This is a genomic window from Mycolicibacterium bacteremicum (genome assembly GCF_002086115.1).
Taxonomy (GTDB): Bacteria; Actinomycetota; Actinomycetes; order Mycobacteriales; family Mycobacteriaceae; genus Mycobacterium; species Mycobacterium bacteremicum.
In genome coordinates this window covers 192,273-211,027 of the sequence record NZ_MVHJ01000005.1, presented here as the reverse complement: position 1 = coordinate 211,027, position 18,755 = coordinate 192,273, and the positions used below count along the sequence as shown (strand labels likewise).

The window sequence follows — 18,755 nt, the reverse complement described above, 5'->3', positions numbered from 1 at the left end:
TGTGGGCACTGTAGGTAGATGACACGACGTTGCACGGCCATCCCGTGCCTGCTGGCCGTCGGCGCACTGTTGGCCGGCTGCAGTGGCGAGCCGGCACCGCAGACCCCGACCACCTCGTCGGCTGACCCGGCGCCGGCGCGTACGCCGCCCGCCGAACCGGCACGGTCCGGACCACCCGCGACCGCGCCGGTGGGTGCGGTGGTGCCGCTGGGCAATGCGCCGGAAGGCATCGTCGTCGGCTCGTCGGGCATCGCCGCCGCCGCGGTACGGCAACCGGACGGGATCGTGATCTTCGATGCGTCCACCGGCGCGCAGCGTGCCCGTGTCGGGACGCCGAGCGCCGCGCGCCACCTCAGCCTCGCCGGACCGGACGGCCCGGTACTGGCGCCACTGGAGGGTTCCGACGAACTGCTCGCCCTCCGGCTGGCCGACGGCCGCATCGACTTCACCGCCTCCGGTGTGGGCCGCCAGCCCCATGACGCGGCGGCGACGGCCGATGGCACCATCGTCGTCGCCAACGAGGGCGGCGGGGGTGTCGTGTTCGTCCGCGACGGCCGGGTGACCGGGTCGTTGCCCGCGGGCCCGACCCAACCGGGAGGCGTTGCGGCCGTGGGGAATTACGCGGCAGTCGCGGATGTCCAGGGCAACGGCGTGTGGGTCTACGATGCGGCGACGCGACGGCAGGTCGCCCAGGCCCCGGTGGGGACCAAGCTGACGCACGCGATCGCACTGACCGGGGACCTGGCCGCCTTCGCCGATACCGATGGCGGTGCCGTCCTGATCGAACGCATCGGTCCGCAGATCACCGAGGTGGCCCGGGTCGACGCGCCGGGGAAGCCGTACGGGTTGGCCTTCGACAGCAGCAACGATCGCCTGTACATCACGTTGACCGAGTCGAATCTGCTCCGGGTGGTCGACATCGCCGACCCGGCCACCGCGCGCGTACTCGCCGACATCCCGACGGTGCAGCAGCCCAATTCCGTCGCGGTCGATCCCCGGTCGGGGGCTGTGCTGGTCACCGGCAGCAATGGTGCAGGTACCGGCAGCGTGCAGATCGTCGGCACCGATCTGCTGCCCGCTTCCTAGCGCTGTCGCAACCCGCGGTCAGCCGGGCTTTGCGCAGGTCGGCGTGCCCGAAGCGGGCTTGCGGAATGCACTACCGATAGGTATACAGTATGTATGTCTGAACGGGTGGTGCGGCGCCGGTGACCGTCACCGACAACGTAGGTACGGCGGTCCTGTACGAGGTCGCCGGGGCCGGGGTCGCGGTGATCACGCTCAACCGCCCCGAACGCCTCAATTCCTGGGGTGCCGACATCTCCCGCGGTGTCTACACCTGCTTCGACCGCGCCGAGGACGACCCGGATGTCCGGGCCATCGTGCTGACCGGTACCGGGCGCGGATTCTGCGCCGGCGCCTACCTGGGCGATATGGCCGGCCTCGGCGAATCGATCAGCGGGGACACCGATGTCAGCACGATCGTCGGCGAACGACATCCACATTTCCTCACCACGGTGGCCAAGCCCGTCATCGCCGCCATCAACGGCGCCTGCGTCGGGATCGGCCTGACCCACGCGCTCATGTGCGATGTCCGATTCGCCGCAGCCGGTGCCAAGTTCGCGACGGCCTTCCCGCGCCGCGGCCTGATCGCGGAGTACGGCATCAGCTGGATTTTGCCCCGACTGGCCGGCTGGGGTGCTGCCGCCGACCTGTTGCTGTCCGGGCGCACATTCCCCGCCGAGGAAGCCGCCGGGCTCGGTCTGGTCAAAGAGGTTGTGGCACCGGATGATCTGCTACCGACCGCCATCGCCTACGCGGAGGATCTGGCGCGCAACTGCTCGCCGGCCTCGATGGCCGTCATCAAGGCGCAGTTGTACGGCGACGCCGGTGACCCGGTGACCGCGGTCAGTGCCCGCGCCGAGACGCTCATGCACGAATCGATGAAGCGGCCCGACCTGATCGAGGGAATCACGGCGTTCTTCGAGAAGCGCCCGCCGAACTTCCCACCCCTGAAAGGTGCCTGAGATGACCGAAACACCCGAGAAGTTGCCCTATCTGGCGGTGGACGTCGACAACCACTACTACGAGCCGATCGACGCGTTCACCCGGCACCTGCCCAAGGAATTCCGCACTCGTGGTGTGCAGATGGTCCAGGACGGTAAGCGCACGCTGGCGCTGTTCGGTGGCACCGTCAACCATTTCATCCCGAATCCGACCTTCGACCCGATCATCGAGCCGGGATGTCTGGACCTGCTGTTCCGCGGTGAGATACCCGAGGGCGTCGATCCGGCGTCGCTGATGAAGGTCGACCGGCTCTCCGAGCATCCCGAGTATCAGAACCGTGAGGCCCGGCTGGCCGTGCTGGACCGGCAGCGCCTCGAAACCGTTTTCATGCTGCCGACGTTCGCCTGCGGCGTGGAGGAGGGGCTCAAGCACGATATCGAGGCCACCATGGCCTCGGTGCATGCGTTCAACCTCTGGCTCGACGAGGACTGGGGTTTCGAGCGACCCGATGGTCGCTTCGTGTCGGCGCCGATCATCTCGCTGGCCGACCCGGTCAAAGCCGTCGAGGAGGTCGAGTTCGTCATCGGTCGCGGCGCCAAGCTGGTCTGCGTGCGGCCCGCCCCGGTTCCCAGCGCGGTCAGGCCACGCTCCCTCGGCGACCCGGTCCATGACCCGGTATGGGCCCGGCTGGCCGAGGCCGGCGTCGCGGTGGTGTTCCATCTGTCCGACTCCGGATACATGGCGGTCCCGGCGCTGTGGGGCGGCAGCGGTGTCTTCAAGGGGTTCGGCCGGCGTGATCCGCTCGACATGGTGATCATGGACGACCGCGCCATTCACGACACCATGGCCTCGATGATCGTGCACCAGGTGTTCACCCGGCACCCCAACCTCAAGGTGTGCAGCATCGAGAACGGCTCGTACTTCGTCTACCGGCTGATCAAGCGACTCAAGAAGGCGGCCAACAATGCGCCGTACCACTTCACCGAGGATCCGGTCGAGCAACTGCGCAACAACGTCTGGATCGCGCCGTACTACGAGGATGACGTGAAGCTGCTCGCCGACACCATCGGGGTCGACAAGATCCTGTTCGGTTCGGACTGGCCGCACGGCGAGGGGCTGGCCGACCCGACCACCTTCACCGCCGACATCCCGCAGTTCCCCGAGTTCAGTCGGGAGGACACCCGGAAGGTGATGCGCGACAACGCCCTTGAGCTGCTCGGTGACGTCAATCGGGTCGCGCCCGGGGTGCGTGACCTCACGGCGTCGGTGTAACCGCGGTGCCCGAGTGGACCATCGGCGCCGTCATCGACGCCATCGCCGACGTGGTGCCCGACCGGGAGATGACGGTCTGCGGGCCCCGACGCATGACGTTCGCCGAGGGCGCGGACCGGACCCGGCGGCTGGCAGCCTTCCTGGCCGGCCACGGACTCGGCGTCCACCGCGAGCGAGATGAATTGCAGCGCTGGGAATGCGGGCAGGATCGCGTCGCGCTGATCATGCACAACGACCGCTATCCCGAGATGGTGATCGGGTGCCTGAAGGCCCGGACGGTGCCGGTCAACGTCAACTACTACTACTCGCCCGGCGAGGTCGCCGACCTGCTGGCCTACCTGCGTCCGCGGGCGGTGATCTACCACCGCTCACTCGGAGACAGGTTCGGCCCGATCCTCGGCGGGGACGGCCCGGACGCCCGGCTGTTGATCTCGGTCGACGACGGCGACGGGACCGAATTGCCGGGGGCGGTGCGCCTGGACGATGCACTGGCGCAGGCGGACCCCGGTATGGTCCCGCAGGCATCGCCGGATGACCTGCTGATGATCTGCACCGGCGGGACCACCGGCCGGCCCAAGGGCGTGATGTGGCGCCAGGGAGACATCTACGTGTCCTCGATGAACGGGGCCGACCACGACGCGGTCGGGGAGATCCACGACAAGGTGGCCCATGCCGGTCCGCCGTGGTTCGCCGTGTCACCGCTGATGCACGCCGCCGGCATGTGGACCGCGTTCTCCGGGTTGCTGTCCGGGCAGACGGTGGTGCTGCACGACACCAAGGCCAGGTTCGACCCCCGCGCGGTTCTGGAGACCGCGCAGCGTGAGCGGGTCGGCCTGATGACGATGGTCGGTGACGCGTATGCCGCGCCGCTGGTGGCAGAACTCGACCGCGCGACCTATGACCTGTCGGGATTGTTCGCCATCGGAACCGGCGGTGCGGCCACCAATCCGAAACACCAACGCGCACTGCTGGAACACATTCCCCAGATCACCATCATCAACGGGTTCGGCTCGTCGGAGACCGGCAACATGGGGTTCGGGCACACGCAGCGCCACACCGAGACGGCGGACACCTTTCAGTTGCGCGCGGGCGGATTGGTGCTCGCCGAGGACTACAGCCGTTTCCTGGCGCCCGGCGAAGATCAGGTCGGCTGGGCGGCTCGTAACGGACGGATACCACTGGGTTACTTCGAGGATTCCGAGGCCACCGAACGCACCTTCCCCGAGGTCGCCGGCGAGCGGGTCGTCGTGTCCGGGGACCGCGCCGCCCTCGCGGCCGACGGGTCGTTGCGCCTCTACGGGCGGGACTCGCTGGTGATCAATACCGGTGGCGAGAAGGTGTTCGTCGAGGAGGTGGAGGCGGCGTTGCGCACCCACCCCGATGTCGTCGACGCGCTGGTGGTGGGCCGGCCCAGCGATCGGTGGGGGGAGGAGATCGTGGCGATCGTGGCGCTCAAGCCCGACGCGGACCAGAGCGCCGATGTGCTGCGTGCGCACAGCTGCGCATCGCTGGCGCGCTTCAAGGCGCCCAAGGACGTGATGTTCGTCGAGCAGGTCCGTCGGCTCGGGAACGGCAAGGCCGATTATCGGTGGGCCAAGGACGTTGCCGTGGGGAAGGTGGGGACGTGACCCGATCCGGTGCCGGACACCGCGTGATCGACTGCCTGGCCAACGTGCACTTCGGTGAGACGGCGCAGCAGCCGACGTTCATGACGAAGGTCCGCGACGACTACTTCAAGGGTCCGGCGTCGATGTACGAGCCGATCGAACTGTCGGCGCTGCTCGAGGAGATGGACTCATACGGGGTGCAGAAGGCGATCCTGATGGATTCGCTCACCACACCCTCGGTCACGGCGCGCAAGTTCGCCGACGCCCACCCGGAACGGTTCGCACTGGCCATCGGCGGGGTCAACCTGCTGCGGCCGATGCCGTCGCTGCGTGACCTGTCGGCCATCGTCCGGGATCTGCCCGTGGCGTATGCCGTTGTCGGGCCCAGCTTCTGGGGTGACGGACAGTATCCGCCCAGTGATGCCGTGTACTACCCGCTCTACACCAAGTGCGCGGAACTGGAATTGCCGCTGTGTGTGAACACCGGAATTCCCGGGCCGCCGATCCCCGGCGAGGTGCAGAATCCCATTCACCTGGACCGGGTCTGCGTGCGGTTCCCGGAGTTGAAGCTGTGCATGATCCACGGGGCCGACCCCTGGTGGGATATCGCCATCCGGATGTTGCTCAAGTATCAGAACCTGCGGTTGATGACCTCGGCGTGGTCACCGAAACGCCTGCCGGACAGCCTGTTGCACTACATGCGGACCCGCGGCCCGAAGAAGATCATCTTCGCCTCCGATTTCCCGGTGTTGCGCATGCACCGGGTAGTGCCCGAGGCGCTGGCACTGGATCTGCCCGCCGATGTGCTCGACGACTACCTCTACAACAACGCCGCCGAGTTCTTCTTCGGCGAGACCGCGGACACGAGGAGCGCAAAGGATATGAGGAACTGATGGACCGTTACGAACTGCGCAGGCTGGACTACAGCCTGACCGAGGACCACAAGGATCTGCAGGCGGCGTACAAGCATTTCTTCACGACGCACTGCGATATCGAGACCGTGCGCGCCGCCGAACCGACCGGCTACGACAAGAGTCTGTGGGAACGGCTGTGCGCCATGGGCGCAACCACCATGGGACTGCCGGAAGCCGTCGGCGGCGACGGTGCGACGCTGGTCGACCTGACCCTGGTCGCCGAGGAGATCGGCCGGTCGCTGGCCCCGGTGCCGTGGATCGACCATGTGGTCGCGGCCCGGTTGCTGGCGCGGCTGGGCGCCCTCGACACCGAGGCGGCTGCCGATATCGTCAACGGCACGCAGCTGGTGGCCATCGATGCCCAGCAGATCGCACCGAACGGGCCGCGGTTGATCGCGGCGGGCTCGATCGCCGGGCAGATCATCATCCGCGACGGGGCCGACGTGGTGAAGCTCGACTACTCCAGCCAGCCAGCCAAGGTCGACAACATCGGCAAGCTGCCGATGGCATGGGTGGATCCCGCCGCGGCCGACAGCCGGGAAGTACTGGGTAGCGGCGCGCCAGCGCTGTCCGCCTACCAACGTGCGCTGGACGAGTGGCAGCTGCTGACGGCCGCCGCACTGGTCGGGCTGGTGGAGGAGACCATGACCATTGCCGCCGAGTTCGCCAAGACCCGCTACACCCTCGGTGTGCCGATCGGCACGCTGCAGGGCATCTCGCATCCGCTGGCCAATATCGCCATCACCGTGCAGAGCGGACGCGGCCTGGCAAGACGAGCGGCCTGGTTCCTGGACAACGAACCCGATGAGCGGCCCGAACTCGCGCCCTCGGCGTTCGTCTTCATGTCCGAGGAGGCCGCCAAGGCCGCCACGATGGCGGTGCATGTGCAGGGCGGGCTCGGCGTGTCGGCCGAGGCGGCCGCGACTGCGTATCTGGTGCGGGCCCGCGGTTGGGCGCTGGCCGGCGGGGACCCGGGGGCCGTCGCGGTGCACATCGCGCGAATCGTTTCGGCCCGTGAGAGCGCGGAGGCGTAACCATGGATTTCTCCGTTGTCGACCTGTCCGATGAGGACAAGGCGTTTCAGACCGAGTTGCGTGGCTTCCTGGCCGAGGTGGTGACCGAGGATGTCATCCGCCACGACCGCGAGACCGGCGACAATTTCCATGAGGGTGTGCATCTGGCTCTCGGCGCGGCGGGCTACCTGGAGAAGGAGTTCAGGTCCGAGGCGGACGGTGGATTTACACGGGTGCAGTCGCGTATCTGGGCTCTGGAGCGCCGCCGGGCCGAGGTGCCGTGGGTGACCTGGGGGACCACCATCATGATCGCCCGGTCGGTCGCCAAGTTCGGCTCCGACGAGATCCGCGATGACGTGCTGCGCGGGGTATTCGACGGCACCGTGCGGATGGCATTGGGCTATACCGAGCCCGAGGGCGGTTCCGATGTCGCCACCTGCAAGACCCGTGCCGTCCGGGATGGCGACCAGTGGGTGATCAACGGGTCCAAGATGTTCACCACCGGCGCGCACAACTGCACGTACGTCTTCCTGATCACCAACACCGATCCGCAGGCGCCGAAACACAAGAGCCTCACCATGTTCCTGGTGCCGCTGGACACACCCGGCGTCGAGATCCAGGGCATCCGCACCGTCGACGGTGACCGGACGAACATTGTCTACTACTCCGACGTGCGCGTCGATGACAAGTACCGCCTCGGCGAGGTCAACGGCGGCTGGAGTGTGGTGCGCGAACCACTCGACGCCGAGCACGGCGCCGTCGCGGCGGCCGATGACGGGCTGGCCGATGTCGCGATCATGGCGCATCAGGCCGGCTTCATGGTCGAAGCCGCCGACAATGTTGCCGCGCTGGTGGGTGAATCGGGTGCCGTGGACGACGGTTCGGTCGCATATCGGTTGGGCCGCAGCATCGCCCGTATCGAGGCCTCGCTGTCGGCGCCGAGCATCTTCGGTCGGGTGGCGCTGGCGCAGACCATGCGCGATGTCGCCCCCGACCTGATGGATGTCGCCGGACCGGTCGCGGCACTACCGCTCGGCGCCGAGGGGGGTGCTGATGACCGCAGCGAGTACATCTACCGGTTCGCGCCGCTGGTCGGCATCTACGGTGGGACGCTGGAGGTGTTCCGAAACATGATCGCCCAGCATGTGCTGGGCCTGGGCAAACCCAATTACTCGCCGCCCAAGGCCAAGGTTTCCTAGCCGCGAGCAGTCGCGTGTGCCCCCGAAATCTCAGAGTTTCGGGGGCACATGCGGCTCCTCGCGCCTTTCAGTGGGCGGCCAGTACCGGCGGATCGACCGCCGCCGGGTCCGGGTTGGCGATCGGCAGGCCCATGAACCGCCGCGCGTTGTCACCCATGAAGTCGTAGGTGCGGCGCATGTCCATGCCCTCGGCGTAGCGCCAGAACCCCTTCGGCTCGGCGAGGCCCTCCGGGTGCGGGTAATCCGAGCCGAACAGCACCTTGTCCCAGCCGACGGTGTTCACCACGTCGGATACGCAGCCCTCCCAGAACGGGCTGACCCAGATGTTGCGCCGGAACACGTCGTGCGGATGTTCCGGGAAGTTCTGCGGCATCTTCTTCTGCAGGTCCGCGAAGTCGTGGAACAACGGGAAGATCCAGCCGCTGCCGTTCTCGACGCTGGCCACCCGCAGTTTCGGGAACCGGGTCAGCGTGCCGTGGCAGATCAGCGCGGTGATCATATCGGCGATCTCGCGGTGGCCCAGCACCATCCACCGGAAAGCGCTCTGCGCCATGAAGTTCTGTGTGTAGGGCGGCTCCCACCTACCGACATAATCGTCCAGCGGCGGGTAGCTGGCGTGCAGCACGACGGGCAGCCCGGCGGCCTCGACGTCGCGCCAGAACGGGTCGAATTCCGGCAGGGCGGGGGAGCGCCAACCGTGCAGTCCGTTGACCGGGCCCGGCTTGATCAGCGCGACCTTGGCCCCGCGGTCCAGGATCCAGGCCAGTTCGCGCTGCGCCGCGTCGACCTCGGAGAGGTTGATGATCGGTGTGGTGAACACCCGGTCGGCGTAGTTGAAGCTCCAGTGTTCGTGGATCCACTCGTTGAGGGCGTGCACGATGGCCAGCGTCAGCGCGGGATCGTCGGCGCTGGAATGCTCGATCAGGCTGCCCAGGGTGGGGTAGTTGAGTGCCTCGGTGACGCCCTGACGGTCGAGTTCGCGGACCCGCGCCTCGGGATTGCGGGTCGCCTCGGGTGCCTCGATGGCCTTGCCCTGCATCTCGCGCAGCGTCTGGCCCTCGGTGTTCTCGCCGGCGAAGAACTTCTCATGCGCCCCGGGTGCGGCGACCCGCTCGAACGTCGGGTTGGGGATGAAGTCGGTGACGCGATTGTTGATCACGACCCGGGTCTGCCTGCCGAACTGCCCGTACTGGACCGCGCGGCTGTACTTCTCGGGCAGGAACTTGGTCAGGGCGTCGGCGGTTTCGTACATGTGCTGGTCGGCATCGAAGATCGGTGCGTCGCGAAACTGCTCGGTCATGGTGGTGTTCCTTTTCTCCGGCGAGCAGACTCGTGTACCCCTGAATGCGTTGTCTTTTGGGGGTACACGCGTCTGCTCGCGGTCACAGTGTCAGGACGGTGGCGCCCGCGGTGCCGGGTGCGCCGTACAGCTGGGCGAAGCCGACGCGGGGGTTTCCGGGTACCTGCCGGTCACCGGCCTCGCCGCGCAGTTGGCGCACCAGCTCGTGGATCTGACGCAGACCGGACGCGCCGATCGGCTCGCCGTTGGCGATCAGCCCGCCGTCGGTGTTGACCGGCAGCGAACCGCCGATCTCGGTGGCGCCGTCGGCGAGCAGCTTCTCCTGATCACCGTCGGCGCAGAACCCGCACTCGGCCAGGTGGATGATCTCGGCCCCGGCGTCGGTGTCCTGCAGCTGCACGACATCGACGTCCCCGGGTGCGACACCGGCTTTTTCGAACGCCGCCCGGGCGGCGTACACCGTGGGCGCCACATCCTCGGTGACGGGTGCACAGGTGGTGTTGACCTCGTAGGCGCCATACCGGCGGGTGCGCACCTCGACCGCCTTCAGGTACACCGGCTTCGTCGTGTACCGGCGCGCGATATCGGCGCGGCACATCACCACCGCGGCCGCACCCTCGTCGGGGGCGCAGAACATGTACTGGGTCAACGGATAGTTCAGCATCGGCGAGTTCAGGATGTCGTCCTCGGCGATGGGTTTGCGACGGAAGGCGTTCGGGTTCAGTGCGCCGTTACGCAGATTCTTGTTCGCGACCTTGGCCAGGGTGCGCTGGGAGATGTCGTGATCGTGCAGATAGCGGTTGGCCTTCATGCCGAAGAACTGGGTGGTCAGGTACTGGCCGTTCTCGGCGTACCAGGCGGGCATGCCGACCAGGGCGGGGTCCTCGGTGAACGCACCGCGTGGATGCTTGTCCAGCCCGACCGCGATCCCGATGTCGTAGTCGCCCAGTCGTATTCCGTCCGCGCAGACCTTGGTTGCGCTGGCCGCCGTCGCGCAGGCGTTGAAGACGTTGGTGAACGGGATCCCCGACAGGCCGACCATCCCGACGATGGCGTCTGGGTTGGCGACGGTCCAGCTGCCACCGGTGGCGGCCCCGATGTCCTTCCAGTCCACTCCGGCGTCGGCGACGGCGGCGACGATGGCGTCAACGCCCATCGCCATGGCGGATTTGCCCTCGAACCGGCCGAACGGATGCAACCCGACCCCGATGATGGCGACGTCGTTCATGATGCTCCCAGGGGCTTGAAGGCGAAGGTGACGATCTCGTCGCCGTCGGCATCGGTGGTGAACGGAATCATGGTGAGCTCGACCGGCATGCCGAATTCCAGCTTGGCCGGGTCGTTCTCGGTCAGTCGACCCTCCACCCGGATGACGGGGTTGTCCTCGGAGCCGAGTTGGACCAGGCCCACACCGAATGGCACGAAGTCCGTGCCGGTCGGCCCCCGGTACGGCGGGCCGGGTGCGAAGCCCTGGGTGGTCCAGGCGATGAGCGTTCCGCGGCGGGGTAGCTGCTCGGCGGTCATCGCGGCGCTGCTGCACGACGGGCAATGACATTGCACGGGGAACGTCGTCGCGCCGCAGGTGCCACACCTGCTTCCGATCAACGCGGGTTCGGCGTCCGGCCAGGTGGAAATCTCTGCTGCCAGCGCTTTCGGCATCGGGCCTCCTTGCGATCGACGAACTGAGCGAGCCAACTGTAATTCTTACAGTATCGTAGTACCGCAACATCGGGAACTGGAGGTCGTGATGAGCGAAGTCGTGGCCGATCCGTCGAGCGTGCAGCTCGGCAGCCGGGTGGGCGCGCGCGCCGAGAAGCGGATGCTGATCGACGGGGCGCTGGTGTCCGCGGCCTCGGGCGCCGAGTTCGACAACCTCAGCCCCGCGACCGGGCGGCTGCTCGGGACGACCGCGGCCGCCGGACCCGAGGACATGGACGCCGCGATCGGTGCCGCACGCCGTGCCTTCGACACCACCGACTGGGCCACCAACCGCGCGCTGCGCCGGCGCACCCTGCTGCAGATGCAGGACGCGATCGAGTCCGAGCAGGAGGACCTGCGGGCGGAGTTGATCGCCGAGGTCGGTTGTCCGGTGATGACAACCGAGAATGCCCAGTTGGACTGGCCATTGGCCGATGCGCTGCGTTACCCGGCCCGCCTGATCGACGACTTCGAATGGGAGCGGCGGTTGGACGGGGGCGGGTTGTTCGGTGACCGCAACGCCCGCACCGTGGTCAAGGAACCGGTCGGTGTCGTCGCCGCGATCACCCCGTCCAACTTCCCGATCGAGGTGATCCTCAACAAGCTCGGCCCGGCGCTGGCTGCCGGGAACACCGTGGTACTCAAACCGGATCCGCACACGCCGTGGAATGCCACCCGGCTGGGCCGATTGATTGCCGAGCGCACCGACATCCCGGCGGGTGTGGTCAATGTCGTTCCGACACCGTCCAATGAGGTCGCCGGCCTGCTCGGCACCGATCCGCGGGTGGACATGGTGTCATTCACCGGGTCGACCGCGGTGGGTCGGCACCTGATGCGCGTCGGCGCGGACACCATGAAGCGCACCTTCCTCGAACTCGGCGGCAAGTCGGCGATGATCGTGCTGGCGGACGCCAACCCGGCGCACATCGTCCCCGGCGCGATCGGGGCGTGCGTGCACGCCGGCCAGGCGTGCGCGGCGAACACCCGGATGTTGGTACACCGCAGCCTGTTCGACGAGGCGGTGGCGACCGTGACGCATGCGTTCGGCGGTGTCCCGGTGGGTGACCCGGCGCTGCCCAGCACCCTGGTCGGCCCGCTCATCAGCGCCACGCAGAAACAACGGGTGCTCGACGCGGTCGAGCGGGCCCGACGCGACGGTGCGCGGATCGTCGTCGGTGGTGGTGAACCCGACGGACTGCCCGACCATCTGGCCGGTGGTCATTTCGTGGCACCGACGCTCATCGTCGGCGCCGAACCGGGATCGTCGATCGCCCGGGACGAGGTGTTCGGCCCGGTGCTGGTGCTGATCCCGTTCGACGATGACGGGGAGGCGGTGCGCATCGCCAACGACAGTGCGTTCGGGCTGGCCGGGGCCGTGGTGTCCCGATCGCCCGAGCGGGCGATGGGTATCGCCCGCCGGATCCGCACCGGCGCGATCGGCGTCAACGGCGGCATGTACTACGGGGCTGATGCGCCGTTCGGCGGCTACAAGAACAGCGGTGTCGGAAGGCAATGTGGCATCGAGGGTTTCGCGCAGTACACCGAGACCAAGACCATCGGCTGGCGGCTACCGCGTCAGGGGTAGGCCGGGTCACGTCGTCAGCGGATCGGGTCGAAGGTCACCGGCACCGCGGTGGGGGAGCGGAAGGGCTGACCGAAGATGTGCGGATCCTCGGTGGTGTCGAGCCGGATGTTCTCGATCCGGCTCAGCAGGCTTTCGATGGCGACCCGGGTCTCCATCCGGGCCAGGTGCAGACCCAGGCAGGTGTGCTCACCCGCGGCGAAGGTGATGTGCGGGACCCTGTCCCGGAAGATGTCGAATTCCTCGGAGCGCACCCACCGGTTCTCGTCGCGGTTGGCCGAGCCGATGCACACGTCGATCACCGCGCCGGCGGGCAGTGCGACACCGCCCAGTTCGGTATCCACCGATGCCGAGCGTTGCACGGTGGTCAGCGGAGTCTCATAGCGCAGCCCCTCCTCGATGGCCGCGCCGATGAGATCGTGATCGCGCTCTACCGCGGCGAATTGGTCGGGGTGGGTGAGTAGGAGATACAACAGGTTGCCCGAGGACCGGAAGGTGGTCTCCAGGCCGGCCGGGAGCAGCAAGCGCAGAAACGAATAGATCTCTTCATCGGTGAGCTTCTCGCCGTCGACCTCGGCGGTCACCAGATCACCGATGATGTCGTCGGTAGGCGCCGAGCGGCGCAACTCGATCTGGTTCAGAAAGTAGTCCTTGAGCGCCGCCGAGGCTTCGAAGGCCCGCTTGTACTTGACGTGATAGCTGATCAGCTCGACCGCCCGGCCGCGGAACCAGGCGAGATCCTCCTCGGGTAGTCCGAGCAGGGTGGAGATGACCCGGGTGGGGAACTCGAAGGTGAAGTCGCGGACCAGATCTGCCCGGCCGGTGTCGATGAACTCGTCGATCAACCGCTCGCAGATGGGGCGGACGATCTCGGGCTCCCACCGTTTGAGTGACTTGGCCTTGAAGGCGGTGGTGACCAGGTTGCGGTGCGCTCTGTGCAACGGACCTTCCATCGCGAGGATGGACGGACCGATGAACAGGCCGATGGTGTCGTCATAGATCTTGGAGTTGAACGACTTCGAGTCCCGGAACACGGTGTTGACCGCGTCGAACGACACTGCCGCGTACTGATGCCGCGGGCGGAACTCGTCGGGCGTCTTCGACCAGTCCATCACGCTGCCCTCGAAGACACCGTGTCGGGACCGGTGGGCGGCGAAGTACGGATACGGATCCCGCAACAGACTGAAGGTGTCGCCCAGTTCGGCTGCCAGGTCCAGATCGTCCTGCGTTTGGCTGTCCACGCGTCGCACCTGCCTCCATGCCGGACTCCAACTTGATACTGTATGGCTTACAGTAACATGCCCGGTCCGATCGGATCGACGGTTCGGCGCCGCCGGGTGGCCAGTACCGGAGGGAGTTGAAGCCCATGAGCGCAACCGAGGAGCGGGTCGAGCCCGGCACGAGTCCCCATGCCGTGCTGCAACGGCAGCGGCGGGCTTTTGTCGAGGCGGGCCCGCCCGATGTCGCGCTGCGGCGCAATCGCATCGACCGGCTGCTGGCTCTGGTGCTGGACAACACCGATGCCTTCGTCGACGCGATGGCCGCCGATTTCGGCACCCGATCACGCGCGGCATCGCTGTTCACCGAGGTGGTCGGGATGATCCCGGTGATCGAACACACCAGAGCGCATGTGCGGCAATGGATGCGCGCCACCAAGCTGATGCGCGCCATGCGCCCGGCCGGGCTGTGCGCCGAGGTCGAACCCGCGCCGCTGGGTGTCATCGGGATCATCGGGCCGTGGAACTTCCCGTTGAACCTGGTGGTGCTCCCGGCCGCGGCCGCCTTCGCGGCGGGTAACCGGGTGATGATCAAGATGTCCGAGGTGACCTCCCGGACTGCGGATCTGATGGCCGCGCTGGCCCCGCGCTACTTCGACCAGACCGAACTCGCCGTCGTCGTCGGCGGACCCGATGTCGCGGCGGAGTTCGCCGCACTGCCCTTCGACCACCTGTTCTTCACCGGCTCGCCGGCGGTCGGATCGCTGGTGCAGCGCGCCGCGGCGGCCAATCTGGTGCCGGTGACATTGGAACTGGGTGGCAAAAATCCCGTCGTCGTCGCGCCCGATGCGGACCTGCACCGGTCGGCCGCGCGAATCGCCCGGGCCCGCATGGTCAACGGCGGGCAGGTCTGTGTATGTCCGGACTACGTGTTCGTCCCGCACTCCCGGATCGCGGAGTTCGTCGAGACCGTCACGGCGACATGGCAGTCCATGTTCGCCGGCATCGTCGACAACGACGACTACTGCTCCAGCGTGGACCGGGCGAACTTCGACCGCGTGGTCCGCCTGATCGAGGATGCCCGTGACCGCGGGGCGACCGTGCGGACGGTCAACCCGGCCGGGGAGGCGTTACCGCATCGCGCGAGCCGCAAGATCGCGCCGACCCTGCTCACCGGGGTCGACGATTCGATGGCCATCGCATCCGAGGAGGTCTTCGGCCCCGTGCTGTCGGTCCTCGGTTACGCCGGCCCGGACGAGGTCATCGCCTACATCAATGCCCGGCCGGCGCCGCTGGTCGCCTACTGGTTCGGGCCCGATGGGGCCGGCTTCCGTGACTTCGTGGCCAACACCCGCAGTGGCGGCGTCGCTCGCAACGACTTTGCCGCACAGATGGTCCCGTCGGCCGCGCCGTTCGGCGGTGTCGGGCGCAGCGGGATGGGCTCCTACCACGGCAAGGCCGGTTTCGACACGTTCAGTCACCACCGCACCGTGGTGGGCACCGATCTGCCGTTCAGCTTGACCGGGTCGGCCGCTCCACCGTTCCGGCGGGGGATGCGGATGTATGCCGACATGTCACTGGGGTTGGCGCGCCGCCGGACCCGGCGCAGGCTGCGGAGTCGCTGAGCGTCATCGATTCGCTGCGCCCGCCCGGGTCACCTGCTCGCGCGCCCAGCGATAGTCCGCCTTGCCCGCCGGGCTGCGCACGATCACCGGACGGAAGACGATGTCCTTGGGCAATTTGTATCGGGCGATGGACGTCTCGGCGTGCCTGATGAGCTCATCGGCGCCGGCCGCGGCGCCGTCGGCGAGCGCCACCACGGCCACCACCTCGGCGCCCCAGCGCTCACTGGGCCGGCCGGCCACCACGACATCGGCGACCGCTGGATGAGAGGCGATCGCCGACTCGACCTCCTCGGCGAAGATCTTCTCACCACCGGAATTGATGGTGACCGAGTCGCGGCCGAGCAATTCGATTGCGCCACTTCCGAGATGCCGGGCGCGGTCGCCGGGCACCGCGAACCGGACACCGCCGATCACCGGAAAGGTCGCCGCGGTCTTGGCGGCATCGCCCTTGTAGCCCAACGGGACGAAGCCGCGCTGTGCCAGCCAGCCGAGTCCGTCATGGGCGGGTTCCAGCACGGCGCTCAGATCCTCGGCCACCACGCAGGTGTCCGGGCCGGCGGTGAACGTACCGGTCGAGACCGCCCCGGGAGCCGACATGTGACTCATCTGGGCGCCGGTCTCCGAGGACCCGACCCCGTCGATCACGATGAGACCGGGTTTGGCGTCGATCAGCTTCTGTTTGACGTACGGGGTGAGTTGCGCGCCGCCGTTGGCGACCACGGCCAGCGACGACACATCGGCCGTGCCGCCGGCGATGGCGGCCAGCAGCGGCCGGGCCATCGCGTCACCGACAACGGTGGCGACCGCCACCTGCTCACGTTCGATGGTGCGCACCACCTCCTCGGCGTCGAAGCGGTCCACGGTGCCCGCGAAGACGAGGGTCTGACCGGTGGTGATCGCCGTCATCGCGGCCCATTGCGCGGCACCGTGGATGAGCGGGGGCAGGATGAGCAGCCTGGTGCCCGGGTTCTCGATCACCCGCGCGACGATCTCGTCGACGGAGGCGGCGCATTCACCGGTGACCATGTTGCGACCTCCGAAGGCCGCCATGAAGATGTCGTGCTGGCGCCACAGCACGCCCTTGGGCATACCCGTCGTGCCGCCGGTGTAGAGGACGTAGAGGTCATCGGGGCAGGGCCGCACCGGAGGCGCCGGCACGTCGGCGGTGACGATCGACTCATAATCCACGGCGCCGGGCAGCAATTCGTTGCCGGAGTCATCGGCGATCTGGATGAGCACCCGCAGGTTCGGGAGGCCGTCGCGGATTTCGGCGACCCGGGGCGCGAATGCGGCGTGGTACAGCAGCGCGGAGGCCGCCGAATCGGCCAGCAGATACTGCAATTCGGCGGCCACGTATCGGTAGTTGACGTTGAACGGTGCCACCCGGGCGCGGAAGCACCCGAGCAGGCCCTCGACGAACTCCGGTGCGTTGTGGGCGTAGATGCCCAGCAGATCCTGGCCCACCTGGTGGCCGGACAACGATGCGCGATCGGTGTGGCAGCCGAGCCCCTGCGCGTGCAGATATGCCGCCAGCCGCTGCGAGCGGTCCACGATCTGGGCGTAGCTGACGCGACGGTCACCCTGGATCACCAGGGTCCGGTCCGGGACGGCCGCGGCGACAGCCTCTGCGACGGCGGCGACGGCGTACTCGGTCATATCGTCCTCCACTGGTCGAGGAGTTCATCGGTGGTGGTGATGGTGGCCAGCAGGGACAGGCTGTTGTCGATGACGGCCTGGCCGTATTCGGCGGGGAAACCGGCGACCGCGTCGCGGGGCAGCACCACGCGGTAGCCGGCATTGACTGCGTCCATCACCAGGTTGGGGATCGCGATGTTCAACGAGACCCCGACGGCGACGATGGTCGTGATACCCAGATTGCGCAACACCGCGTCCAGATCGGTACCGCCCATCGGTCCCACGCCGTGCCGGCGCGTCAGCACCAGATCCTCGGGCTCCGGACCGAATTCGGGTAGCAGCGTGGCGCCCTCGCTGCCGGGGGCGATGTCCACGGCGCGCTTACCCGCGGCGAACAGCCGGGCGTTGTGGTTGGAACCGCGGCCGTCTGGGCGGCGCTGGACCAGACAGTGCACGACCTGGTGCCCGGCGGCCCGGGCCGCCGGCAGCAGTCGCGCGATGTTGGGCAGCGCGAACCGCTGCGCCTCGCGGGCCAGCACCGCGAGGCCGGCATTCGGGCCGACCACCGCACCCTGCAATTCCTGGGTGACGACCGCGGTCGTCATACGGGCAGGCCGGCGGCGGGAACTTCGTAGAACTGCTGCGCCCACTTACGCATGGCCATATAGGGTTTCGCGTCGATCTTGGACAGCGACGGCCGCTCGACATACTTCTGGTGGCGCCAGATGTCCAGGTCGTCCCACACCGTCACGAGGTACTGCTTCTCCACACGCGCGCGGACGTGCTCGGGCGGGATGTCGGAACACTCGCCGGGTTCCTTGGGCCACCAGATCGAATAGAACATGTTCGAAACATGGTCGTCGACCGGTGTACAGGCGAAGATCAGTCGGTGATCGGCGGCGCCCTCGAAGGCGCTGATCGCGAAGCCGAGGCCGGAGAAGTGGCTGTGGATGTAGAGCGCCATCTTGTCGGGGTCGTCGCTACGGGCGTCGGGCCAGCCCGTCAGGAACTGCCACTCGTTGTCGACCACCTTCCAGTCCAGGCACACCGGGGTGACGGTGGCGCGGTGCACGTAGCGGAAATGGGCACTGTCGGGTCCGTTTTCGGCGACGATCTGCGGGTGCACCGGCTCGTTCTCGGCGAATCGGGAGAACTCCGGGTAGGGCCGGTAGAAAGTGTCCGGGTCGGTGGGGAACTGGGGAAACTTGTCGAAGATGTCGGGCAGTGCCCACTGCGGCGGTTCGCCGTGCGGTTGGTACCACATGAACACGCAGCCGTGCTGCTCCTGGATCGGGTAGACCCGCAGCCTGAGCCCGCGGTTGGGCTTGTCGGGTTGGTAGGGGATGTAGGTGTTGGCGCCATCCGGGCCCCACCGCCAGCCGTGGAACGGGCATTCCACGCAGTCACCGACGATTCTCCCGCCATGGCCCAGGTGCGCCCCGAGATGCTTGCAGTGCCCCTCCATCAGGTGCAGCACGCCGGCCGCGTCGCGCCAGGCGACCAGGTCCTCGCCGAAGTAGCGCAATGACCGGGACTCCCCGGCGACGAACTCGGCCGACCAGCCGATCATGAACCAGCCGGTGACCTTCCAGGTGAACGGAACTTCCACGGGTGCGCCCTCCGGATCCGAGCCAGATACTGAACAGCTTACAGTAGTATCGTCGGCGGACTGCCGTGAAATGTAGAGGA

At 67.6% G+C, this 18,755-nt stretch carries 16 protein-coding genes; 9 read left to right on the top strand and 7 right to left on the bottom strand.

Features of this window, described 5'->3' with window-relative positions; all coding sequences use genetic code 11:
* Positions 1 to 18: 18 nt before the first annotated feature.
* From BST17_RS08205 to BST17_RS08175, 7 genes are all read left to right on the top strand, one after another.
* The gene (locus BST17_RS08205; RefSeq protein WP_083056950.1) at positions 19 to 1,086 is read left to right on the top strand and encodes a Vgb family protein; all 1,068 of its coding nucleotides are present in this window, start codon (positions 19 to 21) and stop codon (positions 1,084 to 1,086) included.
* A gap of 119 nt (positions 1,087 to 1,205) precedes the next feature.
* Positions 1,206 to 2,024 carry an enoyl-CoA hydratase gene (locus BST17_RS08200; protein WP_083056949.1) on the top strand — a complete coding sequence of 273 codons (819 nt, stop codon included), beginning with the start codon at positions 1,206 to 1,208 and terminating at the stop codon, positions 2,022 to 2,024.
* A 1-nt stretch (position 2,025) separates the two neighbouring features.
* Positions 2,026 to 3,276 carry an amidohydrolase family protein gene (locus BST17_RS08195; protein WP_083056947.1) on the top strand — a complete coding sequence of 417 codons (1,251 nt, stop codon included), beginning with the start codon at positions 2,026 to 2,028 and terminating at the stop codon, positions 3,274 to 3,276.
* Positions 3,277 to 3,281: 5 nt separating this feature from the next.
* On the top strand, positions 3,282 to 4,904 hold the full coding sequence (locus tag BST17_RS08190; RefSeq protein ID WP_083056945.1) for an acyl-CoA synthetase: 1,623 nt from the start codon (positions 3,282 to 3,284) through the stop codon (positions 4,902 to 4,904).
* Positions 4,901 to 5,776 carry an amidohydrolase family protein gene (locus BST17_RS08185; protein WP_083056944.1) on the top strand — a complete coding sequence of 292 codons (876 nt, stop codon included), beginning with the start codon at positions 4,901 to 4,903 and terminating at the stop codon, positions 5,774 to 5,776. The genes BST17_RS08190 and BST17_RS08185 overlap by 4 nt, the downstream gene beginning before the upstream one ends.
* The gene (locus BST17_RS08180; RefSeq protein WP_083056942.1) at positions 5,776 to 6,831 is read left to right on the top strand and encodes an acyl-CoA dehydrogenase family protein; all 1,056 of its coding nucleotides are present in this window, start codon (positions 5,776 to 5,778) and stop codon (positions 6,829 to 6,831) included. The genes BST17_RS08185 and BST17_RS08180 overlap by 1 nt, the downstream gene beginning before the upstream one ends.
* A gap of 2 nt (positions 6,832 to 6,833) precedes the next feature.
* Positions 6,834 to 8,009 (top strand): acyl-CoA dehydrogenase family protein, encoded by a 1,176-nt coding sequence (locus BST17_RS08175; RefSeq protein ID WP_083056940.1) that lies wholly within the window; start codon positions 6,834 to 6,836, stop codon positions 8,007 to 8,009.
* 67 nt (positions 8,010 to 8,076) lie between these two features.
* On the opposite strand, the gene BST17_RS08170 is transcribed toward BST17_RS08175, so the two are convergent.
* The 3 genes from BST17_RS08170 to BST17_RS08160 form a co-directional block, all read right to left on the bottom strand.
* On the bottom strand, positions 8,077 to 9,309 hold the full coding sequence (locus BST17_RS08170; protein ID WP_083056938.1) for an amidohydrolase family protein: 1,233 nt from the start codon (positions 9,307 to 9,309) through the stop codon (positions 8,077 to 8,079).
* 82 nt (positions 9,310 to 9,391) lie between these two features.
* Positions 9,392 to 10,537: a thiolase family protein gene (locus tag BST17_RS08165; protein WP_083056936.1), complete on the bottom strand. Its 1,146-nt coding sequence runs from the start codon at positions 10,535 to 10,537 to the stop codon at positions 9,392 to 9,394.
* Complete coding sequence (locus tag BST17_RS08160; RefSeq protein WP_083056935.1) at positions 10,534 to 10,968, bottom strand: Zn-ribbon domain-containing OB-fold protein; 435 nt, start codon at positions 10,966 to 10,968, stop codon at positions 10,534 to 10,536. The genes BST17_RS08165 and BST17_RS08160 overlap by 4 nt, the downstream gene beginning before the upstream one ends.
* 88 nt (positions 10,969 to 11,056) lie before the next feature.
* On the opposite strand from BST17_RS08160, the gene BST17_RS08155 reads away from it, so the two are divergent.
* Positions 11,057 to 12,592 carry an aldehyde dehydrogenase family protein gene (locus BST17_RS08155; RefSeq protein ID WP_083056933.1) on the top strand — a complete coding sequence of 512 codons (1,536 nt, stop codon included), beginning with the start codon at positions 11,057 to 11,059 and terminating at the stop codon, positions 12,590 to 12,592.
* A 14-nt stretch (positions 12,593 to 12,606) separates the two neighbouring features.
* Here the strand turns inward: BST17_RS08155 and BST17_RS08150 are convergent, their stop codons facing one another.
* The gene (locus BST17_RS08150) at positions 12,607 to 13,830 is read right to left on the bottom strand and encodes a cytochrome P450 (protein ID WP_083056931.1); all 1,224 of its coding nucleotides are present in this window, start codon (positions 13,828 to 13,830) and stop codon (positions 12,607 to 12,609) included.
* A 125-nt stretch (positions 13,831 to 13,955) separates the two neighbouring features.
* Between BST17_RS08150 and BST17_RS08145 the strand changes: the two genes are divergently transcribed.
* Positions 13,956 to 15,431 carry an aldehyde dehydrogenase family protein gene (locus BST17_RS08145; RefSeq protein ID WP_109750042.1) on the top strand — a complete coding sequence of 492 codons (1,476 nt, stop codon included), beginning with the start codon at positions 13,956 to 13,958 and terminating at the stop codon, positions 15,429 to 15,431.
* 3 nt (positions 15,432 to 15,434) lie between these two features.
* Here the strand turns inward: BST17_RS08145 and BST17_RS08140 are convergent, their stop codons facing one another.
* The 3 genes from BST17_RS08140 to BST17_RS08130 are packed head-to-tail and all read right to left on the bottom strand — an operon-like array spanning position 15,435 to position 18,675.
* Positions 15,435 to 17,087, bottom strand: a complete 1,653-nt coding sequence (locus BST17_RS08140) for a medium-chain acyl-CoA ligase Mig (protein WP_083056929.1) — start codon at positions 17,085 to 17,087, stop codon at positions 15,435 to 15,437.
* Positions 17,084 to 17,671 carry a cysteine hydrolase family protein gene (locus BST17_RS08135; RefSeq protein ID WP_083056927.1) on the bottom strand — a complete coding sequence of 196 codons (588 nt, stop codon included), beginning with the start codon at positions 17,669 to 17,671 and terminating at the stop codon, positions 17,084 to 17,086. Before BST17_RS08135 ends, BST17_RS08140 begins: the two co-directional genes overlap by 4 nt.
* Positions 17,668 to 18,675 (bottom strand): aromatic ring-hydroxylating oxygenase subunit alpha, encoded by a 1,008-nt coding sequence (locus tag BST17_RS08130; RefSeq protein ID WP_083056925.1) that lies wholly within the window; start codon positions 18,673 to 18,675, stop codon positions 17,668 to 17,670. Before BST17_RS08130 ends, BST17_RS08135 begins: the two co-directional genes overlap by 4 nt.
* Positions 18,676 to 18,755: the final 80 nt, after the last annotated feature.

What these genes read in the sequence shown, in the direction of transcription:
- BST17_RS08205 (WP_083056950.1), top strand. Translation starts at nt 19, where the DNA reads ATGACACGACGTTGCACGGCCATCCCGTGCCTGCTGGCCGTCGGCGCA.
- BST17_RS08195 (WP_083056947.1), top strand. Translation starts at nt 2,026, where the DNA reads ATGACCGAAACACCCGAGAAGTTGCCCTATCTGGCGGTGGACGTCGAC.
- BST17_RS08180 (WP_083056942.1), top strand. Translation starts at nt 5,776, where the DNA reads ATGGACCGTTACGAACTGCGCAGGCTGGACTACAGCCTGACCGAGGAC.
- BST17_RS08175 (WP_083056940.1), top strand. Translation starts at nt 6,834, where the DNA reads ATGGATTTCTCCGTTGTCGACCTGTCCGATGAGGACAAGGCGTTTCAG.
- BST17_RS08170 (WP_083056938.1), bottom strand. Translation starts at nt 9,309, where the DNA reads ATGACCGAGCAGTTTCGCGACGCACCGATCTTCGATGCCGACCAGCAC.
- BST17_RS08165 (WP_083056936.1), bottom strand. Translation starts at nt 10,537, where the DNA reads ATGAACGACGTCGCCATCATCGGGGTCGGGTTGCATCCGTTCGGCCGG.
- BST17_RS08160 (WP_083056935.1), bottom strand. Translation starts at nt 10,968, where the DNA reads ATGCCGAAAGCGCTGGCAGCAGAGATTTCCACCTGGCCGGACGCCGAA.
- BST17_RS08155 (WP_083056933.1), top strand. Translation starts at nt 11,057, where the DNA reads ATGAGCGAAGTCGTGGCCGATCCGTCGAGCGTGCAGCTCGGCAGCCGG.
- BST17_RS08145 (WP_109750042.1), top strand. Translation starts at nt 13,956, where the DNA reads ATGAGCGCAACCGAGGAGCGGGTCGAGCCCGGCACGAGTCCCCATGCC.
- BST17_RS08140 (WP_083056929.1), bottom strand. Translation starts at nt 17,087, where the DNA reads ATGACCGAGTACGCCGTCGCCGCCGTCGCAGAGGCTGTCGCCGCGGCC.
- BST17_RS08135 (WP_083056927.1), bottom strand. Translation starts at nt 17,671, where the DNA reads ATGACGACCGCGGTCGTCACCCAGGAATTGCAGGGTGCGGTGGTCGGC.